Raw genomic sequence first — 16474 nt, 5'->3', positions numbered from 1 at the left:
AGCTCAAGAAGCGGCCGCAGAATAGCAGCACGATGTTTCGCAACGGCTTCAGATTTCACAGCGCGTCTTCATCACAAATCGCCGAAAGTTATCCACAGATAATCTTGTATCCTAAATTAGGGTACAGTATCCTAATTAAAGGTACAATGCCACAAATAGAGGTACAAGCAGCCATTGAAAAGTCAGGGAAAAATTAGCCTCTATTCTCTTTAATTAGGGCACAACGACAATTGCTGCGGCGTAGGAAACAGAACTCACAAGTCCGCAAAGCTGTTTCCCTAAGGTAAGCAATCTGCGCCCTACCCTAATATTCCAGCATCCTGCATGGCTTCTCGATCTGGCAGATCCGCGAGACTCTCAAGCCCAAAGGCTGTGAGGAATAGGTCCGTTGTGACGTAAGTATAAGGCGCCCCACGTCTTGGACTCCTAGGTCCCGCAGCAATCAGATCCCGAGACGAAAGTCGCCCAATCAACTCCCGCGCAATGTCTTTGCCGAATATATCCCTAAGCCCATCTCGCGTGATCGGCTGGTGATAGGCAATGGCCGCAAGTACTGCCACATCGAACTCTTTGAGACCTGAGAGTTCATCTTCGACATTCGCCGCTACTCGAATGACCTCCCCATAGCTCGCTTTGGTGCGCAACTGCCACCCATCGCCAATGCGGGCCACATCATAGGGGCGATCCTTCAGTTGCGCCTTAAGGTCACTCATCAGAATCTCGACCGAAACCCCCTGCCCTACAACCCGCTGCAAAGCATCCACTTCAACCGGATCCTTTGACGCAAAGAGCACCGCCTCAACGCGCCTCAGCCATTCCTGCCAGCGCAATTCTGGCGGCAGGTCTTCAAGCTCTCTATCGATCAAGGGCGTCCCTGTCATTCTCAAACCCCATAAAGACGAAACGTATCCCGCCCCGAGAGTTCGCGGATAACACCAAGCTCAATCAACCGATCACAAAACCGCCGCGCAGATCGCGAGGATCTCAAACTCGCCAAATGCGCCGGCGTCACAGCATCCCGGGATGTGATCAGAGCAACCGCCTCCTCAGACCCTTTAGCTCGAAGCTTCACAGCGATAGAGTTTAAACGCTCAACGCGTCGCGCCAGATCGGCTGCCCTGTCCGAATGTGCGCGGACTGCTGAGACCAACGCCTTTTGACAGGCTATCTGCAAGGCATCCGGATCCCCGCGCAAATCCCGTCTTGTAAGGGACACACCCAAAAGCGGCACGAGCCTCTTCCAGGCCAGAGACAGACAAAGCACAGCATCCGCCAAAATCAGCGCAGCCGCTTCATCTTTGGGAAGGGAACTCAAAGCAAACCTCAACGTCCCAACAGCCCGATCCAAGGGAGTCCCACGCCCCGCATCCATACTCTCTGCAATCAGATCCGTCTCGATATGCGGCAAAGCTCGTTTGAGAGAGGCTACGGAGACCGGTCTCTCAACCGCCCGCCGCCAAGACATCGCGATGAGACCCGCCGGCCCCGGCGCATCGCCATCTCTCAGAAAATGCACCTCATCCCGAAGATCGCCCAACCCATAAGTTCGTCCTGCTACCGTCAAACAGTTGAGGCTTGCCTCCATCGCCAACCGATCTCGCAACAAATCTGCTGGAAGCTCTGCATCCAACAGCACCTGATCCAAATGCATAAGGGCCGCCCCAGCAAAAAACCCAGCCTCTTCAATCGTGTGATGCGCCTTTACGCCCACCCACTTTGGCAAGGGGCGGATAGAGACAGAGTTAGAAGTGGGATCATTCTGAGACAGTTTCATGGAATGCAGCCTAACGACATGCGGCGGTTAATACTACCTTTAACACCACAAAGCGCCGCTACTTGCTATATGTAATTATGTCCAATAATGTTGTATTATCGGACATAATGAGATAGCCCCAGAATTCATGTCGAAAAGCACTGAAAACAAGCGCTCAGACAGCGCTGAGATCTCTCTGCCCTCACATATCGCTGGCTCGGGATCGCTCGATCGTTTGGTGGATACCGCGCGGGACTATGCGGCGGCGGCAACGTCTGAGAACACCAACAAAGCCTATGCCTCTGACTGGAAGCACTTTGAGACTTGGTGCAATCGCAAGGGCCTCTATGATCACAGCGGCTCAGACCCCCTGTCCCCCTCGCCGGAAATCATCGGGCTCTACATCACAGACCTTGCGCAGACCTTGTCCGTCTCCACAATCACCCGGCGGCTTTCAGGCCTAAGCTGGTATTACACACAACGTGGCCACAGTTTGGATCGTAACAACCGCCATATCGCCACCATACTCGCTGGCATCAAACGCAAACACGCAAGACCTCCAGTTCAGAAAGACCCCATCCTCCCTGACGACATCCGCGCCATGGTCGCCACATTGCCATTTGATCTCCGAGGTCTCAGAGATCGAGCGATCCTGCTTCTTGGCTACGCAGGTGGCCTTAGGCGCTCAGAGATCGTGGGCCTAGATGCAGGCAAGGATGACACCATCGACTCCCGTGGATGGATCGACGTTCAAAAAGGTGGCATCTTGCTGACACTCAATACAAAGACAGGCTGGCGCGAGGTGGAAATCGGCCGAGGGTCCTCTGATCAGACCTGCCCTGTGCACGCGCTTGAGCAATGGACTCATTTTGCTAAGATCGATTTTGGGCCGCTGTTCGTGCGCACCTCGCGAGATGGGAAGCGTGCCTTAGAAAGTCGCCTGTCTGACAAGCATGTTGCGCGGCTCATAAAGCAGACTGTCTTGAAATCCGGCATTCGGAGTGATCTCCCGGAACAGGACCGTCTCGCGCTCTTCTCAGGCCACAGCCTGCGCGCAGGTCTCGCCTCCTCAGCCGAAGTCAATGAGCGATACGTGCAAAAGCAGCTTGGGCATACATCGGCCGAGATGACGCGCAGATACCAGAGGCGCAGAGATCGCTTTAGGGTGAACCTTACGATGGCAGCGGGGCTTTAAAATACCTAAATCGGATTGCGCTCGGCAAACCGCTTGAAAAACGCAAGGAACGCCTTGTTCGGATCATTGGGCGCTTCCTTCCCAGCCGACCAACGCCGCCACTCCCCCTCGACGAAATAGACGTCATACCCGGGATACCGCAGCCGCGCGGTCTCATAGGTTTCCGTCCTGAGCGCCTCCCCTGCCCTCTCAAGCCACGCCGGACGCGGTTTCAATGCTGGCGCTGCCGCCACCTGCTCGACCCGACCCTCCATTCGCGCCTTGCGCCCAACCTTGGAATACTCAAGCTCACGATCCGCCGCAGACCGCCCGACCGCGTCCTTGCGCATCCATTCCATCGTGACACCGGCCACCCGCCTACCCTCCTTGTAGGGCTTGATCGTCACCGTGTAGTCAGACAGCGCATTCACTTCATCCACCGCCGGCGCCAACGCCCGCAGCTGCAGGTTTGACCAGGTCGTCAGCTTGCCCTTCGGCACGCCCAACACCCCGCGCAGCTCTTCCAGCGTAAACCGTTCCGAAGACTTAAACCGCAGGTTCCCGCGTTTTTGCACCATCTCATACAGCGTCAGCGCATATTTCGAGCTCAGCGCAAACATCACTTCTTTTTGCAGCCGCGCAAACACCGTCGAGTTGCGAATGATCTTGCGCAAGGCCCGCGGGATCTCGAAATACAAAAGCCCGTCCGATTGCTCGAGCTCGATATTGCCGCCCAATAGCTGCACCCGCTCAATCGCCGGTTCGCCATCCTTGATCACCGAGACTTTCACGATCGCCCGCATCAGCCGTTCCACAGACTCACCGATCCGGTCGTTGGAATTATGCGTCCCCCGCAACGCGGCCTTAGAGACGTGGTGCACCACCGGCTTGTCGATCTCGTCCCAAGCGTGTTCCAGCAAAAGATTATAGATCCGCCGGTCGTTCAACGTCAGCGGCGTGACCTCAACCAGGTCCACCAGTTCTCCGGGTTTGATCAGCGAGTCCGCATTTGGTTTTGCGTCCATGCTGCTGTATGGTTTCTGAAGCTGCTCGGCCATGTGTCGCTTACGCGGTAATCTTACTTTTGGTTGTTTTCAAATGTAAGAAATCAAACGTTCCTCGTCAATAATTTCCCCCACTTAGCCTGACGTGCACCCATTTTGTAAGCTTTAACGCACCGTTCGGTGAAAAAGAAAACGCAACGGATCGGGCGAAACGAATCAAAATAAAGGGTTTTTTAAGCGCCAGAATCCAGACATCCAAAACGTAAGGCTGACCCACCCAATCTGTAAGCTTTGACATCCCAATCCGTAAGCTTTCACGCCCAATATGTAAGGCATAGCATTGAAAACTGTTTTTTATCAAAGATTTAAGAGTCCAGAACATTAGAACACTAGAATCTGAACCCATTTGGTTCTTTATTTTTGGGGATTTGTTTTAGCGAAAATCGCCTCCCCTGCCTTATTTGGTGAACGAATCGTCCTTTAGGCTTGCCTCAAGCCCCCTCTTTTGAAAAAATCTCGGTAAGTCGAGCAGTTTTGCTTTTTTGGCGAAACAACAGAAAAAATCAAAAGTTCAGAGGCACCATGTCTGATCCGATTCTCCCCACAGTCAGCTTAGAAGAGCTGGATCTTTTGTCCACACGTGCAACGACCGTGATCGAACGTCTGCGCGACCGGGTCTTTGCGCCGGGCACCGCGAAATCGCTGGATCTGCAGTTCAATGTTCGCACTGCCGCACAGATGGTGGGCCGTTCCGATACGCTAATCCGAGAGGCCGAGAATGATGGCCGCCTCCCGACCCCGGAAAAGGACGGAAAGACCGGTCGCCGCAAGGGCTATAGCCTGCATGACATCAACAACATGCGTCAGGTCTTTGGCACCCTGCCCCACCGCGCGCCAGAGGATGAAGCGCTGGTTCTAGCGATTCAGAACTTCAAAGGCGGCGTCGGCAAATCTACCTTGGTCACCCACCTGTCCCAGTATCTCGCGCTGCAAGGCTACCGCGTTTGTGTGATCGATTGCGATAGCCAGGCGTCAACAACTTCGGTCTTCGGCCTGAACCCGGATGTTGATATCGACGAGGACGAAGAGACGCTCTACCCGTTCTTCCGCCACGGTGGCCCACAGGATCTGCGCTATGCGCTCCGTGGCACCTACTGGCCCGGTATCGCGCTGATTGCAGCGAACCTCGGGCTCTATGACGCGGAATACGAACTTGCGGGTCGCATGGCGCGGGAAAGCGGCTTTGTGCTCGATCGTCTGCGCGAAGGTATCGAGTCGATCCGCGATCACTTTGACATCATCCTGCTAGACCCACCCCCAGCGCTTGGCATGATCTCGCTCTCGGTGCTACGCGCGGCGGATGCGATCCTCGTGCCCACGCCCCCAAACAACGTGGACTTCGGCTCCACTGTGCACTTTCTGAAAATGATGACCTCGACCCTGAATGAGCTGGAGAAGGTGGGCGGCGCGCATGACTATAAGTTCGTTAAAATGATCGCTACCAAGATGAACGACGGCAAATCGGCCCATGTGGCGATCAAGCGGATGATGGATGCAGTCTTTGCGGGCGACATGTTGCAATCGGTTCTGAAGGACTCGGCCGAAATCGACAACGCGACGGCGAACCTGCAGACGGTCTATGAAATGACCGGCGCCTCCGCCCGCACCGAGACCCACAAACGCTGCCGTGCCTATCTGGACGCGATTGGTCGAGAGGTGGAAATTTTGATGCGCAAAACCTGGCCCAGCCAACGGGATGCGCTTGCCCGGGAGGGGCTGCTATGACCAAGAAGCACGACGAGATTTTTGACGCGGTACTCAGCGGAATTGGCGACGAGCCACGCACTGCCAAAAAGGACCGCGGGGCAGGGCGGTTCCTGAAACGCGGCAATGTCATTGGCGACAAGCTAAGCGGAGAGATCGATGAGAAAACCCTGCAATGGGTAGACCCCGCGCGCTGCAAAATGTGGGAGCGTCACAACCGCATTTACGAGCTACTCAACGAGGAAAACTGCGCCGATCTGATCGAGGGCATCCAACAGCAGGGCCGTCAGGAATTCCCTGCGATCGTGCGGCGCGTCGAAGGTTCCGAAGGGATCGAATTCGAGGTTATCTGTGGCGCCCGTCGTCACTTCGCGATTTCCTGGCTGCGCGCGAACAGTTTCCCGCAGTACAAATATCTGATCGAAGTGCGGGACATGACCGACGAAGAGGCCTTTCGCTTGGCCGACGTCGAGAACCGCGACCGCGCTGATATCTCGGATTTTGAACGTGCGACGGATTACGCAGCGGCGGTGAAGCTTTATTACGGCGGCAAACAGAAAACTATGGCGCAGCGTCTGCAGGTCTCTGAGGGCTGGCTGTCGCGCTACCTTTTCCTCGCCAAGCTGCCTGCAGAGATCGTCGATGCCTTCCCGTCGCCCAACGATCTGAAAGAGCTACATGCCCGCGCGCTCAAGCCGGTGCTCGCACATCCCAAAACGCGTGAAGCGGTGATTGCACGCGCTGTCTGGCTTTGCGACATGCGCATGGCCACCGGACTCTCCGCCGGTGAACCTTGGTCCGATGCCGCCAAAGTGGTCGAGGACCTCAAGCGGGCAGGGCAGGGGCAACCAAGCAAACGCAAGCTCAAACCGGCTGCGGGCCACACTTATACGGCTCCGGGTTCGGACCATCAGATCAAGCGCAAAGACAGCAGTCGCCAGATCGTGTTGGAAATCTCCAAGGACACCCCGGCCGAGGATCTGCGGATTTTGCTCGATAAGTTCGTTTTGGACAGATCCGAGGGTCTCTAGAAAATTGCCAATTGGCAATTGTCATATTAATTAAATTAAAACAACTGCTTAGCCAGTTTGAGCATGAGCCGCGAATTTCAGAAACGATCTCGCTCTGGGGATTTGATCTGTTGGCGCAGCAATGCAGGATCATCCGTTAAACGTTCTGTTGAGGATTTGTTTAGTAGTGCGCCCAAGCGGTAATCGTAGTTTGGTCGTCTTGATGAACGTGTGGCTTGTCGGAGAATACGGCACCGAAACGGTCCATCTATTAACTCCCTGACTATTTGAAGACGCGTGAGACTTTCGGGACCAAGATGGCAACGGTATAATTCTCGAAAGGCAGGCGGGCAAAATGGTCACCTTTTTCATCGAGCGTAAGACGTTATAGGCAGTCTTTTTTAGAAAAAATCGACCGAGGGCAGATGAGATAGTTTCTGAGTTATGGCAAGTTGAGCTTTTGGTGAGTTAGAGTGAGCAAACGTCACCCGTTTTGGACCTTAGGCTAATGGAAACGCTCTTTTCCTTTTTGTTTCCGAATACCTCTTGGCAACCAAAAGAAAGCGATCGTTGCCTTTTCCCCATGTGTCCCTATATTACGCAATAAAGCAAACGATCTTTTCCTATTGGAGCAGGGCATGCCGAAAACTCTAGTATCAAACGCAGCCACACTCGGCGAAGCTCTTCGCAAGCGGCGCAAGGCGATGAAGATCACGCAGGAGGTACTGTCTCTCCAGACGGGTATCTCCAAACCCACAATCCGCAGTATCGAAAAAGGTAAGGAAACTGCGCATCTCGGTTTGGTTCTTCAGCTCTGCAACGATCTCGGCGTGACGCTTACGTTTGAAACGCCAGATTCGGTGGATCGGGCAGGGGCCTAGGCTATGAAAGAGCTCGATGTTTATTTGGAAGCGGTTCAGCCCCCGATAGGGAGGTTGAGTTCTGGCGCTGACGGAAACCTTGCGTTTCAGTATACACATGCGGAACTTCTGCATCCTATCTCTGTCTCGCTTCCTGTCCGCGAAGCACCCTATGGTGATGTCGAAAGCCGTGGGTTCTTTTCCAATCTTTTGTTTGAAAACGAAATGCGTGATCAGGTAATGGCGCGCCATGGGATCGCGGCGAGTGATATCGTCGGGTTGTTGTATCATTTGGGGACAGACTGTCCTGGTGCCATCAGTTGCGTCCCGAGAGGCGATGCCCCGGGAAAACGCCCTGGGGTATTATCAGAGGACTATGACGTTCTGGAAGGAAGCCCAGTTGTACCAGACGATGATGCTCGGCAGGACTACGGTCTAGATCCACTACCTGTCGCGGACAAAAGCGAGTTCGCGCGTCTTATGCAGAGCTTGCGTGATCATAGGCGATTGCCTGATGAAAACGTCAAAGATCCGTCTCCGCTCGCGGGTGTGCAGGGGAAAATCGCGCTAACGCGAATGGCAGATGGGCGTCTCGGCCTCCCGCGTGCGGGCAGCGGGGCGCCAACCACTCATATTCTCAAGGTTCCTCGAGCCGCCGCGATGACATCTGTGGTGCGCGAGCATTTGGCCATGGCAATTATGGCGCGCGTTCAGGGGCATCCTGTGGCGCATACTCAAATAGTGGGAGAGGGCGATCTACGCGGACTATTGGTCACGAGATTTGATCGAGAAGCAAATGGCCAAGATATTCGGCGTTTGCATCAAGAAGACTTTTGTCAGGCGCTCGGGCTGGGTCATCAGCTGAAATATGAACGCAATGGTGTTGAAGGTCGTCAATTCAATGCCACAGCCATCGGCCAGCTTTTGGGCCAGACCGCTACCCCCGGTGCATCAAGACAGGCGTTTTTTGAACTAACGCTCGTGAATATGCTGCTGGGAAATTCTGACAATCACGCAAAAAACCATGCATTCCTTTTTCGGGGAGCCAAACCTGATCTAGCGCCGGCCTATGATATTGATCCGGTTTTGCTGGATAATGTGACCCACGAGATGGCCTTCAGACTAGGGTCTGCTCGGATTGGTGAGGATATTGCCGCCGATGACCTTGACGCCTTCTGCAAAGCGCTCGGATATCGGGCGCTGACATCGCCCCTCATCAGACGGAGTAAAGAGCTTGCTTTGGCCTGTGTGGAATCCGTCAACGACTTACCTCGTCCAAGTGGAAAGAGGCTGGGGGATGTGGTTCGACAGCAGGCCCACCATTTCTCAGAAAACTTCGATCTCGAAATTGGTCCACAAGATTTTGATTTGGTACCGAGCAATCGGCCCTAAACGACGAGTAGACCGGACACCGTCGAGGCTTTGTGCAGGCGTTGGCTTAGTGTTTTCAGGTTACGAATCCTACACAACAAATTGGATTAGATCTCGCGTCCACCGAAGGCTCGGCTCACGCTCGAATCTTGAATGCCATAGAGCAAGTTGGACGATGGGATCAGAAAACACCGGGAGCTTAGTCAAGGCGATCTGGCTCGTGGCCACCAAACGAAGTGCATCACGTTCGGGCATTGTCGTAGTTGCCCCTCTTCCCAAAAATCGTGGCGTGAAAAGACCAGACCTCAGAACTGAAGCGATCAACTGCCGGGATAGACCGCGCCGTGCTTGAACGGTTCAATGGCCCCATCAGTCATCCCTATTCAAAAAGAGAAGTCTGAACAGACTTACGGTCGACTCAAAATTTAGGGTTGAGAGAAATGAAGGTCGCTGGCTCTGAATAGAGGGGATGCAGCGACATTCACTGACTATTCCTAGGCTGTAGCAATAGTCAAATCCCGAACTAGCTCTTACAAAAGTAAGTTCAATGCGAGAGTAACACATTACTTATGTCAGGCTTCCTAATTATTATCGGAATGGCAGCGATTGTCGCGCTATTGCTCTTTTCAACCTGGCATGGCGGCTCTGAAGACTAGGGTTAAGCTCGTAGTAAATTGACTTAGGAAAACACTGCTACTTTCACTGGTCTAATTCCACGACAACAAGACTCAACCAGCGGCGAATTAAGGGAGGCGCAGTTTTGGGTAGGCGTTGGCAACGGAGTGGTTTCTCAAATGGCTATTCGAGCGTCGCTTTCGAAAGTCGGCAGCTTACAAAGGTAAGTGCAATTCGCAGGCATTAATTAGAGTTCAAACTCTAGGTGCACTCACCAAATTGCCTAAATTTTCCTGCCCTAAAATCGCCACCTTCGGACTGAAGTTTTGCCATTTGCGGAAACTACAACTCCTTCAAAGTTTGATTGAATCCAAGAAGGAAACAGTATCGATGGAAAGAAAACCAGCGAACATCCTAGAGATCGTAGAACGCGAACAACGCCATTCTTTGTCTGATCGTGAGTGGAAACACCGGCTACGTGGATACGGCTATTCGATCAAATCCCGCGAAGATGGTCAGTTTATTACTTCTCTCCTCGGAGGTGAGGAAATCTGCAAGCTTCCACAAGAATTGGCGGCTTAATCCCCGGTGTATCGCACCAACTGCCAGAACAGAGAGTTCGCTGATTCTCGGGAATAGCTTTAAGCGATCTTGGCTAGTTCAATGGACCTTACCGTACCAGATTTGACGCTATATGCCTTTTTGAATTCGCGTGCGGCAGAGGCGTTCAATCTACCGTTCCTTGATTGGAATTTCATTTCTATTGGCCCAATCATCAGAAGCTCCACACCTTCAAAGTAGAAAGTTTCCCATCCATCCAAGTGTGAGCGAATTATTCCTCGCTCTGCAATGTCATGGATGCTCACATCAATCCCTAGGCATTCGGAAACCGCTGAAATCGCATCAGACTGAAACTGCCGTTTAAGCTCGTCTGAAACAACATCCTGCATAGTAAGCTAACCCCAACATGAACCTACGCGAAAATGGTTCAGCCCAATTCTCCACTAATCACGTGTGCCGTGACCATACCTAGTGCAGATTAAATAGCTCAATTTTCCGCATGGATAGAAGGCGCTAATTGGGGAAAGAAGGATTGTGTTATCCGCTGTGTCTTTCCGACACGAGAAGCCAGAAGCGCCAAATTGAAACGATTTTTAGCTTTCCCGGCGTCTGTTTCCAAATCGGCGATCATCAGGGCAAAATTTTGACACAATTTAATTCGCACGAGAATGTCGTGCACATCAAGAAAGTGCCTCAGAGTCGCTTTTCTTGCCCCCACCCACGCGGCTCTGAGGCATGTTTCCACCTATGTTTATTAGTCTAATCCAAGAATGAGGACCGCAACGTTGAGGCCAAAGGCAATTATAGCTGGAAGTGTGAAACAAACGTTATCGGAACTAAATCTAAAACACGTGTGGTTCCATCGTGCAATTTTTCGCGGTGAGGACGATGAAGGGCCGGTGTTTATATTCTCGGTCAACAACCCAAAACTACTAAACGATGTAGAGCTAAGGGGGTTTTCGGTTCATCACTCAGCTCAGCATCACCCTCGCTTAGAAGAATGCGAGATAATTGCGCGTCAACGTGTCAGAGGATAACAGCTGCAACGCTTGCGGATAATTAAAAGGGCGGAACGCAGACTTTCGCTGCACTTAGCACCGACGTCAGAGATGCGAACAAAATGAACATTCGCTGCGATCACGCAAATGTCTGCAAAGGCGGGCGAGGCGGTTTGGTTTTACACAGTTTGCCTGCTTTTGGTTTCCTGACGATCGTTTTGAAAGGAACTGTGTGACCTAGATTGACCCCAGCCCATTCTGCTGGCGCACAATGTTGGTCAATGCGCGAAGGCCGGGATGGTTGTGACGGCGGCTCCCGTAGTAGATATGGAGCGGCTCACCCGATGAGGCGTAACTGTCCAAAACGATCTTGAGGCTCCCATCCGCCAACTCGTCTTTGATCCGAGCTTCTAGCAAATACGCGAGGCCAACCCCCGCTTTCGCTGCTGAGATCGTCGTCGCCGTGTCCTTGATGGTGATATTGCCCGGCACCTGCCAAGCGCGGTCGCCATCTCCGTCATGCAACTCCCAAGCATAGCTGGAGCTATCGCCAAGTTGCAGTTGGATACAGACATGGTCTTGCAAATCCTCGGGCCTTTGCGGCGGTCCGTGGGTTTCTAGATAGTGTGGTGCAGCGACAACCACCCATCGATGTGGGCCGGTCAGGGCAACAGCGACCATGTCTTCGGGCACGTGATGACCATAGCGGACACCGGCGTCATAACCCTCGGCCACAATGTCGATGGGACGCTCTTCAACGGCCACTGTCAGTCGGATATCAGGGAACCGTTTTGCAAATTCCGGCAACGCTGGTGACAGCAAAAGATGGGCGGCATCGGCGAAAGTGTTAATCCTCAGCTCGCCAAATCGCGCAGCGCCAGGTGCGCCAATCGAATTGAGCGCCTCGTCAATCTTGTCAAAACCACCCGCCAAACTCCTGGCCAACTCGGCTCCTAAGTCGGTCGGCATGACCGAGCGGCTGGTACGGTTCAAAAGCTCGACGCCCAGTTTCTCTTCCAAGCGCCGTATGGCATGGCTTGCGGCTGAAGGCGTGATGCCACATTCGATTGCAGCCGAGGTAAAACTATGTCGGCGCGCAATCGTCAGAAAGAGTTTCAGATCAGAGAAATTTGTTTGGTTAGGGCCAGCCACCATGAACTCGCTTCATCTCAACTTTGAGCAGTGCTCAGCAGTTACCAATTCCTGCGGGCGAACTTCAAGTGTATTGAGGCCCCGCGGTCGATGGGGACGGCTGCTGTGGATAACTGGTGTTCCTCCTTGCATCTCACCGTTCTTCGCGGCGCATCGCATCGACCGAACATCAAATGGGGCCCTAAGCTGAAGGAGTAAGGCAATGAAAACGAGACAGTTTGGTCAAACGGGCCGCGACGTTTCCGAAATCGGCTTCGGCGCTTGGGCGATTGGCGGCAGTTGGGGTGAGGTGTCCACCACGGATGCACGACAGGCCCTGCACGCGGCGCTTGATGCTGGTATGACATTTATCGACACGGCGGACGTCTATGGCGATGGCCGGTCAGAGCGGATCATTGCGGACGTACTGGGCGAACGTGACGAGGCCCCTCCCTTCGTGGCAACGAAAGCAGGGCGGCGCCTATCCCCGCACACGGCCGATGGCTACAACAAGGACAACCTGACTGAATTCGTTGACCGATCCCGTGAAAACCTGCAAACGGATTGCCTTGATCTGGTGCAGCTTCATTGCCCGCCGACGGACGTCTTCTACCAGCCTGATGTTTTCGACGTCATGGAGGGCATGGTTCAGGACGGAAAAATCAAGGGATACGGGGTTTCGGTCGAGAAGGTCGAGGAAGGCTTGAAAGCTCTGGAGTATCCCGGGGTGAGCTCGGTTCAGATCATCTACAACATGTTCCGGCAACGCCCGAATGGGCTGTTCTTTCGCGAGGCAAAGCACCGCGGTGTCGCGGTTATTGTGCGCGTACCTCTGGCCTCGGGTCTGCTGACGGGCAAAATGTCCGTCGATACGCAGTTCGCCAGCGATGATCATCGCGCGTTCAACCGATACGGTGAGGCCTTCGACAAAGGGGAAACCTTTGCAGGCGTCCCCTACGAGCTTGCCCTTGAAACGGTGGAGCAAATCCGTGACCTCGTTCCAGGCGATGCGACCATGGCACAGTTCGCGCTGCGTTGGATCTTGATGGAGGAGGCTGTGACGGTCGTCATTCCTGGTGGCAAGACCGCGGCGCAAGCCCGAGCCAATGCGGCGGCAAGCACCCTCGCTCCGCTGTCGACAGACGCGATGGATGCGATCCGAGTCATGTACAAGACGCAAATCGCACCACACGTCCACCACTATTGGTGACAGGTTCTAAACCTCCAAGTGCAGCAAAAGAATTCCGACAGAAGGGTGTAAGCCATGAGCGCGAAACAGACAGTGAACGGCATTCCAAAGATTGGGTTCGGAACATGGAACCGCAACGGGCAAGTGGCTTATGACAGCGTGCGCTGCGCGTTGGATATCGGGTATCGGCACATAGACACCGCAGAAGGCTACAATAACGAAGAATTCGTAGGCGCTGCCATCGCAGAAAGCGGTTTGTCGCGGGACGGTGTCTTCCTGACTACCAAGGTTGCCCCTGAGAGCTTTGGCCCAGGGCAGATTATGCCCCATGTCCGTGCCTCGTTGGATAAGCTTCGGGTCGACAAGGTTGATCTTTTGCTTCTGCACTATCCCTCCATCGGCGACGAATACGACATCGAGGACTATATGGCGCAGTTCGCAGAGGTGTTTGACGCCGGCCTGACTGCGCGTCTCGGCGTTTCTAATTTCACTAAGCTCTACATTGATCGGGCGTCTGAACTCCTCGGTGATCGCGTGATCGCGACCAACCAGGTCGAAATTCATCCTCATATGCAAAACCGACCAATCGTCGAGCACTGCAAAAAGGCAGGCATTCCTTTGACGGCCTACTCACCGCTGGGTCGTGGCGCTGTGAACGACGACGAAACTCTGTGTCGGATTGGAAGCGCGCACGGAGCCACTGCGGCGCAGATCGCGCTTGCGTTCCTGATGGCAGAGGGATTCATGGTGATCCCGTCCTCTGGCAATCAGGGGCGCATCGCAGAGAACTTTGCATCCCAAGAAATCGTTCTTAGCGAAGACGACATACGCGACATAAGGATGCTGGACAAAGGGTTCCGCCTGGTCAACGGGCCGTGGTGCCCGGAATGGGACGTGGCCTAAGGCGCTGGCCCAATCCGCCCAGAACCGACATCCAATTTAACGACCTGGTGCCGCGACCCCAGTGCGAAGAGCACACGTTCTTTCGAACAAGTATCCCCCGGCGAACCGCTCGGTGAGTCAGCGGAGACCAAAGAGACTCAGGCCGCGCAGAGCTCCGACTGAAAGCTAAAGGCCTTTGGAAAACTGAAAGCGGACACTCTTGACCGGCGCAGCGTTCGGAAGAAAGGGCTCCAATCTGCCATTCGCTGCACCCACCCTTTCATCAACACTGTTTTCTTGCGCTCCCACAACAAACAGCTGAGGATGAAGACAGGGGACTAAAACCATGAACATCCGTCCGGATTACGTCTTTCGTTGCGGACTTACAAAAGAGCTTTTCGTTCCCAACCTTGCAAGACTGGTAACTATTTCTTTGGGATCGTGTGGCTAAAATAAGAAGGACAGGTTCATCGGATCTGAACCAAGCTACAAGAGTCTTGCATAGTGGACTGGACTTCGCTGTACCCAGGACCATAGAGCGCGCGGTTTAAGTTAATACAGTCTCCGACAGAGTATCGGCTATCGACAATGAGCCAGCTATCGCAAAATTTTCTAAGTGTGGAAAGCACCTTAATCGAGCTCTGAACGAGTTTGGACTCTGAGTAGAGCATCGATTCATGAACGCAGACTATTTCCTGGTTTCTGAAGATATGCGCGGCCAGTAGGCTTCGCTGAGCGTCAGTCACGTTTTGCTTTCGGTATTGCCACATGACACGTGCGAAAACTTCCCGATGTTGTTCATCGCTTTCAACGACGACATCGCCCAGTTGTGTCTGCATCGTAAAGGGGATGTGAAAATACTCTGAATATTCGTCGTAATTGCCATTCAGAACTGATTGCTTTGTTCCCTGAACCATTGCGTCGCAAAGCGCCCACGCCTCAGCATCAACGTGGTTTGGGTTTACTGCTCTGTGCATGGCGCTCCAGCTCGATGTGAACGATCGGCAAATTAAATACTGGCAAAGTTGGTTTGAAAAAAGGCTTGCGCTTCGTGCCCAACTCGTTGCTTCATGAGACATAGAATGCCAAGTAGGTTCAAGGTGTGTTCGAGCGCTTTTTTGAATTCTGCTAACCCAATTGTGTCGAGCGATAAGGGAACGAATAAATGAGTGGCGAAGTTTCTATTCTTAAAATGATCAGATCGACCCTACATGCCGATTTTGCGGCGGTGAGTAGAACGGATCTGAAGGATGGATATGTCTCTCACATCGTAGATACAGACGCGTCACCAACGGCAGAAAAATTTGAAACGCCAATTCTTCCTACGTCGTGCTGCGCAACCGTCATAAGCCGCCAGGAACCCCTCATCCTTGAAGGTCTGACGGTCGACGATAGCTTGCCACAATGCCCCATGATGAAAGCAGAAGGCCTTAGAGCCTATATTGGCGTTCCAATATACGCGAACGGCAGAGTTGTCGGGGCCGTGGAAGCAATCTGCCGAGAGCCAAAAATGTGGAGCACCCTCGACCTTGAGCACATAACGAAGTTCGCAAGGTTGGTTGAAACTCTCATGCCGGTAGAAGAAAAAGAAGTACACGTGCCGAGACTTAGGCTCGTAAACTGAAGAGTCACTGTCGGATTACGCCAGAGCTTCTCGAAAACGAGCAATCTGATGCAACGTTTTTTGTTGAGTACCCCCTGCAAAGGATGCGTTTTGCAGGGGGATTTTCTCTCTGATTTTTCGGGGAAAAATCTAGTGATCTAGTTGTATTGTGGAGCAAATACTCATCAAGACAATAAGCTCATTTGGGATAAATTAGTACGGATGGATATATCGAGATCACAAGTTGGTGTTCCAGGTTCGGACAACCAACTGTCGGAGTAAGCTATTAAAGCGAAAAGGTTGAGCTTCGCACTTTTTCACGTCGTTTCCTTCACCGAGATTACAATCCCCATCTCCCATTTCTGGTTCCAGTAAGACGGCAGCATTGGGCTCCTATCGTTACCTGTGATAAGAGGTAGGGGGAGCTCCAACGGGCGTATTCTGTTGAAAAACTCACCCTTGATCGAGGCCGAAGTCACTGATTCAATTTCCATATTGAACGGGGGATTGAGTGATGATGGGACCGAGACAAGAAGCGCAGGCGGCTTTGTTTTACGAG

General features: G+C 53.2%; 15 protein-coding genes. 9 read left to right on the top strand and 6 right to left on the bottom strand.

Annotated features, from left to right (window positions below; all coding sequences use genetic code 11):
• Positions 1-299: 299 nt before the first annotated feature.
• Positions 300-881 (bottom strand): SMC-Scp complex subunit ScpB, encoded by a 582-nt coding sequence (gene scpB, locus WG622_RS18390; protein ID WP_339404814.1) that lies wholly within the window; start codon positions 879-881, stop codon positions 300-302.
• A gap of 2 nt (positions 882-883) precedes the next feature.
• Positions 884-1774: a DUF1403 family protein gene (locus tag WG622_RS18385; protein WP_339404813.1), complete on the bottom strand. Its 891-nt coding sequence runs from the start codon at positions 1772-1774 to the stop codon at positions 884-886.
• A gap of 127 nt (positions 1775-1901) precedes the next feature.
• On the opposite strand from WG622_RS18385, the gene WG622_RS18380 reads away from it, so the two are divergent.
• Positions 1902-2948, top strand: a complete 1047-nt coding sequence (locus WG622_RS18380) for a tyrosine-type recombinase/integrase (protein WP_303967563.1) — start codon at positions 1902-1904, stop codon at positions 2946-2948.
• A gap of 5 nt (positions 2949-2953) precedes the next feature.
• Here WG622_RS18380 and WG622_RS18375 read toward each other — a convergent pair whose 3' ends face one another.
• Positions 2954-3985 carry a replication initiation protein gene (locus WG622_RS18375; RefSeq protein WP_303967560.1) on the bottom strand — a complete coding sequence of 344 codons (1032 nt, stop codon included), beginning with the start codon at positions 3983-3985 and terminating at the stop codon, positions 2954-2956.
• A gap of 528 nt (positions 3986-4513) precedes the next feature.
• On the opposite strand from WG622_RS18375, the gene WG622_RS18370 reads away from it, so the two are divergent.
• From WG622_RS18370 to WG622_RS18350, 5 genes are all read left to right on the top strand, one after another.
• Positions 4514-5716, top strand: coding sequence for an AAA family ATPase (locus WG622_RS18370; protein WP_303967555.1), 1203 nt, complete (start codon positions 4514-4516; stop codon positions 5714-5716).
• Complete coding sequence (locus WG622_RS18365) at positions 5713-6726, top strand: ParB/RepB/Spo0J family partition protein (protein ID WP_339404812.1); 1014 nt, start codon at positions 5713-5715, stop codon at positions 6724-6726. The genes WG622_RS18370 and WG622_RS18365 overlap by 4 nt, the downstream gene beginning before the upstream one ends.
• 617 nt (positions 6727-7343) lie before the next feature.
• Complete coding sequence (locus WG622_RS18360; protein ID WP_303960595.1) at positions 7344-7586, top strand: helix-turn-helix domain-containing protein; 243 nt, start codon at positions 7344-7346, stop codon at positions 7584-7586.
• 3 nt (positions 7587-7589) lie between these two features.
• Entirely contained in the window at positions 7590-8957 is a 1368-nt protein-coding gene (locus WG622_RS18355) for a HipA domain-containing protein (RefSeq protein WP_303960593.1), read from the top strand.
• A 984-nt stretch (positions 8958-9941) separates the two neighbouring features.
• Positions 9942-10133 (top strand): hypothetical protein, encoded by a 192-nt coding sequence (locus WG622_RS18350; RefSeq protein WP_339404811.1) that lies wholly within the window; start codon positions 9942-9944, stop codon positions 10131-10133.
• A 59-nt stretch (positions 10134-10192) separates the two neighbouring features.
• Here the strand turns inward: WG622_RS18350 and WG622_RS18345 are convergent, their stop codons facing one another.
• Together WG622_RS18345 and WG622_RS18340 are read right to left on the bottom strand one after the other, a co-directional pair.
• Positions 10193-10501: a hypothetical protein gene (locus WG622_RS18345; RefSeq protein WP_339404810.1), complete on the bottom strand. Its 309-nt coding sequence runs from the start codon at positions 10499-10501 to the stop codon at positions 10193-10195.
• A gap of 846 nt (positions 10502-11347) precedes the next feature.
• Positions 11348-12265 carry a LysR family transcriptional regulator gene (locus WG622_RS18340; RefSeq protein ID WP_303960284.1) on the bottom strand — a complete coding sequence of 306 codons (918 nt, stop codon included), beginning with the start codon at positions 12263-12265 and terminating at the stop codon, positions 11348-11350.
• A gap of 199 nt (positions 12266-12464) precedes the next feature.
• Between WG622_RS18340 and WG622_RS18335 the strand changes: the two genes are divergently transcribed.
• From WG622_RS18335 to WG622_RS18325, 3 genes are all read left to right on the top strand, one after another.
• Complete coding sequence (locus WG622_RS18335) at positions 12465-13451, top strand: aldo/keto reductase (RefSeq protein ID WP_303960282.1); 987 nt, start codon at positions 12465-12467, stop codon at positions 13449-13451.
• Positions 13452-13505: 54 nt separating this feature from the next.
• A complete protein-coding gene (locus WG622_RS18330) occupies positions 13506-14333 on the top strand; it encodes an aldo/keto reductase (protein WP_303960280.1) in 828 nt (275 codons plus the stop codon).
• Between the two features lie 1144 nt (positions 14334-15477).
• Positions 15478-15936 (top strand): GAF domain-containing protein, encoded by a 459-nt coding sequence (locus WG622_RS18325; protein WP_339404809.1) that lies wholly within the window; start codon positions 15478-15480, stop codon positions 15934-15936.
• A gap of 296 nt (positions 15937-16232) precedes the next feature.
• Here WG622_RS18325 and WG622_RS18320 read toward each other — a convergent pair.
• Positions 16233-16474: hypothetical protein (locus WG622_RS18320; RefSeq protein WP_339404808.1), on the bottom strand; the 242-nt coding region annotated here is incomplete at its 5' end.

This window comes from Cognatishimia coralii (assembly GCF_037478305.1).
GTDB classification, from domain to species: domain Bacteria; phylum Pseudomonadota; class Alphaproteobacteria; order Rhodobacterales; family Rhodobacteraceae; genus Cognatishimia; species Cognatishimia coralii.
This window is presented reverse-complemented; position numbering and strand designations above follow the sequence as displayed.

Bases quoted from the DNA above. Each gene is read 5' to 3' on its own strand.
- scpB (WP_339404814.1), bottom strand. From the start codon at position 881: ATGACAGGGACGCCCTTGATCGATAGAGAGCTTGAAGACCTGCCGCCA.
- WG622_RS18385 (WP_339404813.1), bottom strand. From the start codon at position 1,774: ATGAAACTGTCTCAGAATGATCCCACTTCTAACTCTGTCTCTATCCGC.
- WG622_RS18380 (WP_303967563.1), top strand. From the start codon at position 1,902: ATGTCGAAAAGCACTGAAAACAAGCGCTCAGACAGCGCTGAGATCTCT.
- WG622_RS18375 (WP_303967560.1), bottom strand. From the start codon at position 3,985: ATGGCCGAGCAGCTTCAGAAACCATACAGCAGCATGGACGCAAAACCA.
- WG622_RS18370 (WP_303967555.1), top strand. From the start codon at position 4,514: ATGTCTGATCCGATTCTCCCCACAGTCAGCTTAGAAGAGCTGGATCTT.
- WG622_RS18365 (WP_339404812.1), top strand. From the start codon at position 5,713: ATGACCAAGAAGCACGACGAGATTTTTGACGCGGTACTCAGCGGAATT.
- WG622_RS18360 (WP_303960595.1), top strand. From the start codon at position 7,344: ATGCCGAAAACTCTAGTATCAAACGCAGCCACACTCGGCGAAGCTCTT.
- WG622_RS18355 (WP_303960593.1), top strand. From the start codon at position 7,590: ATGAAAGAGCTCGATGTTTATTTGGAAGCGGTTCAGCCCCCGATAGGG.
- WG622_RS18350 (WP_339404811.1), top strand. From the start codon at position 9,942: ATGGAAAGAAAACCAGCGAACATCCTAGAGATCGTAGAACGCGAACAA.
- WG622_RS18345 (WP_339404810.1), bottom strand. From the start codon at position 10,501: ATGCAGGATGTTGTTTCAGACGAGCTTAAACGGCAGTTTCAGTCTGAT.
- WG622_RS18340 (WP_303960284.1), bottom strand. From the start codon at position 12,265: ATGGTGGCTGGCCCTAACCAAACAAATTTCTCTGATCTGAAACTCTTT.
- WG622_RS18335 (WP_303960282.1), top strand. From the start codon at position 12,465: ATGAAAACGAGACAGTTTGGTCAAACGGGCCGCGACGTTTCCGAAATC.
- WG622_RS18330 (WP_303960280.1), top strand. From the start codon at position 13,506: ATGAGCGCGAAACAGACAGTGAACGGCATTCCAAAGATTGGGTTCGGA.
- WG622_RS18325 (WP_339404809.1), top strand. From the start codon at position 15,478: ATGAGTGGCGAAGTTTCTATTCTTAAAATGATCAGATCGACCCTACAT.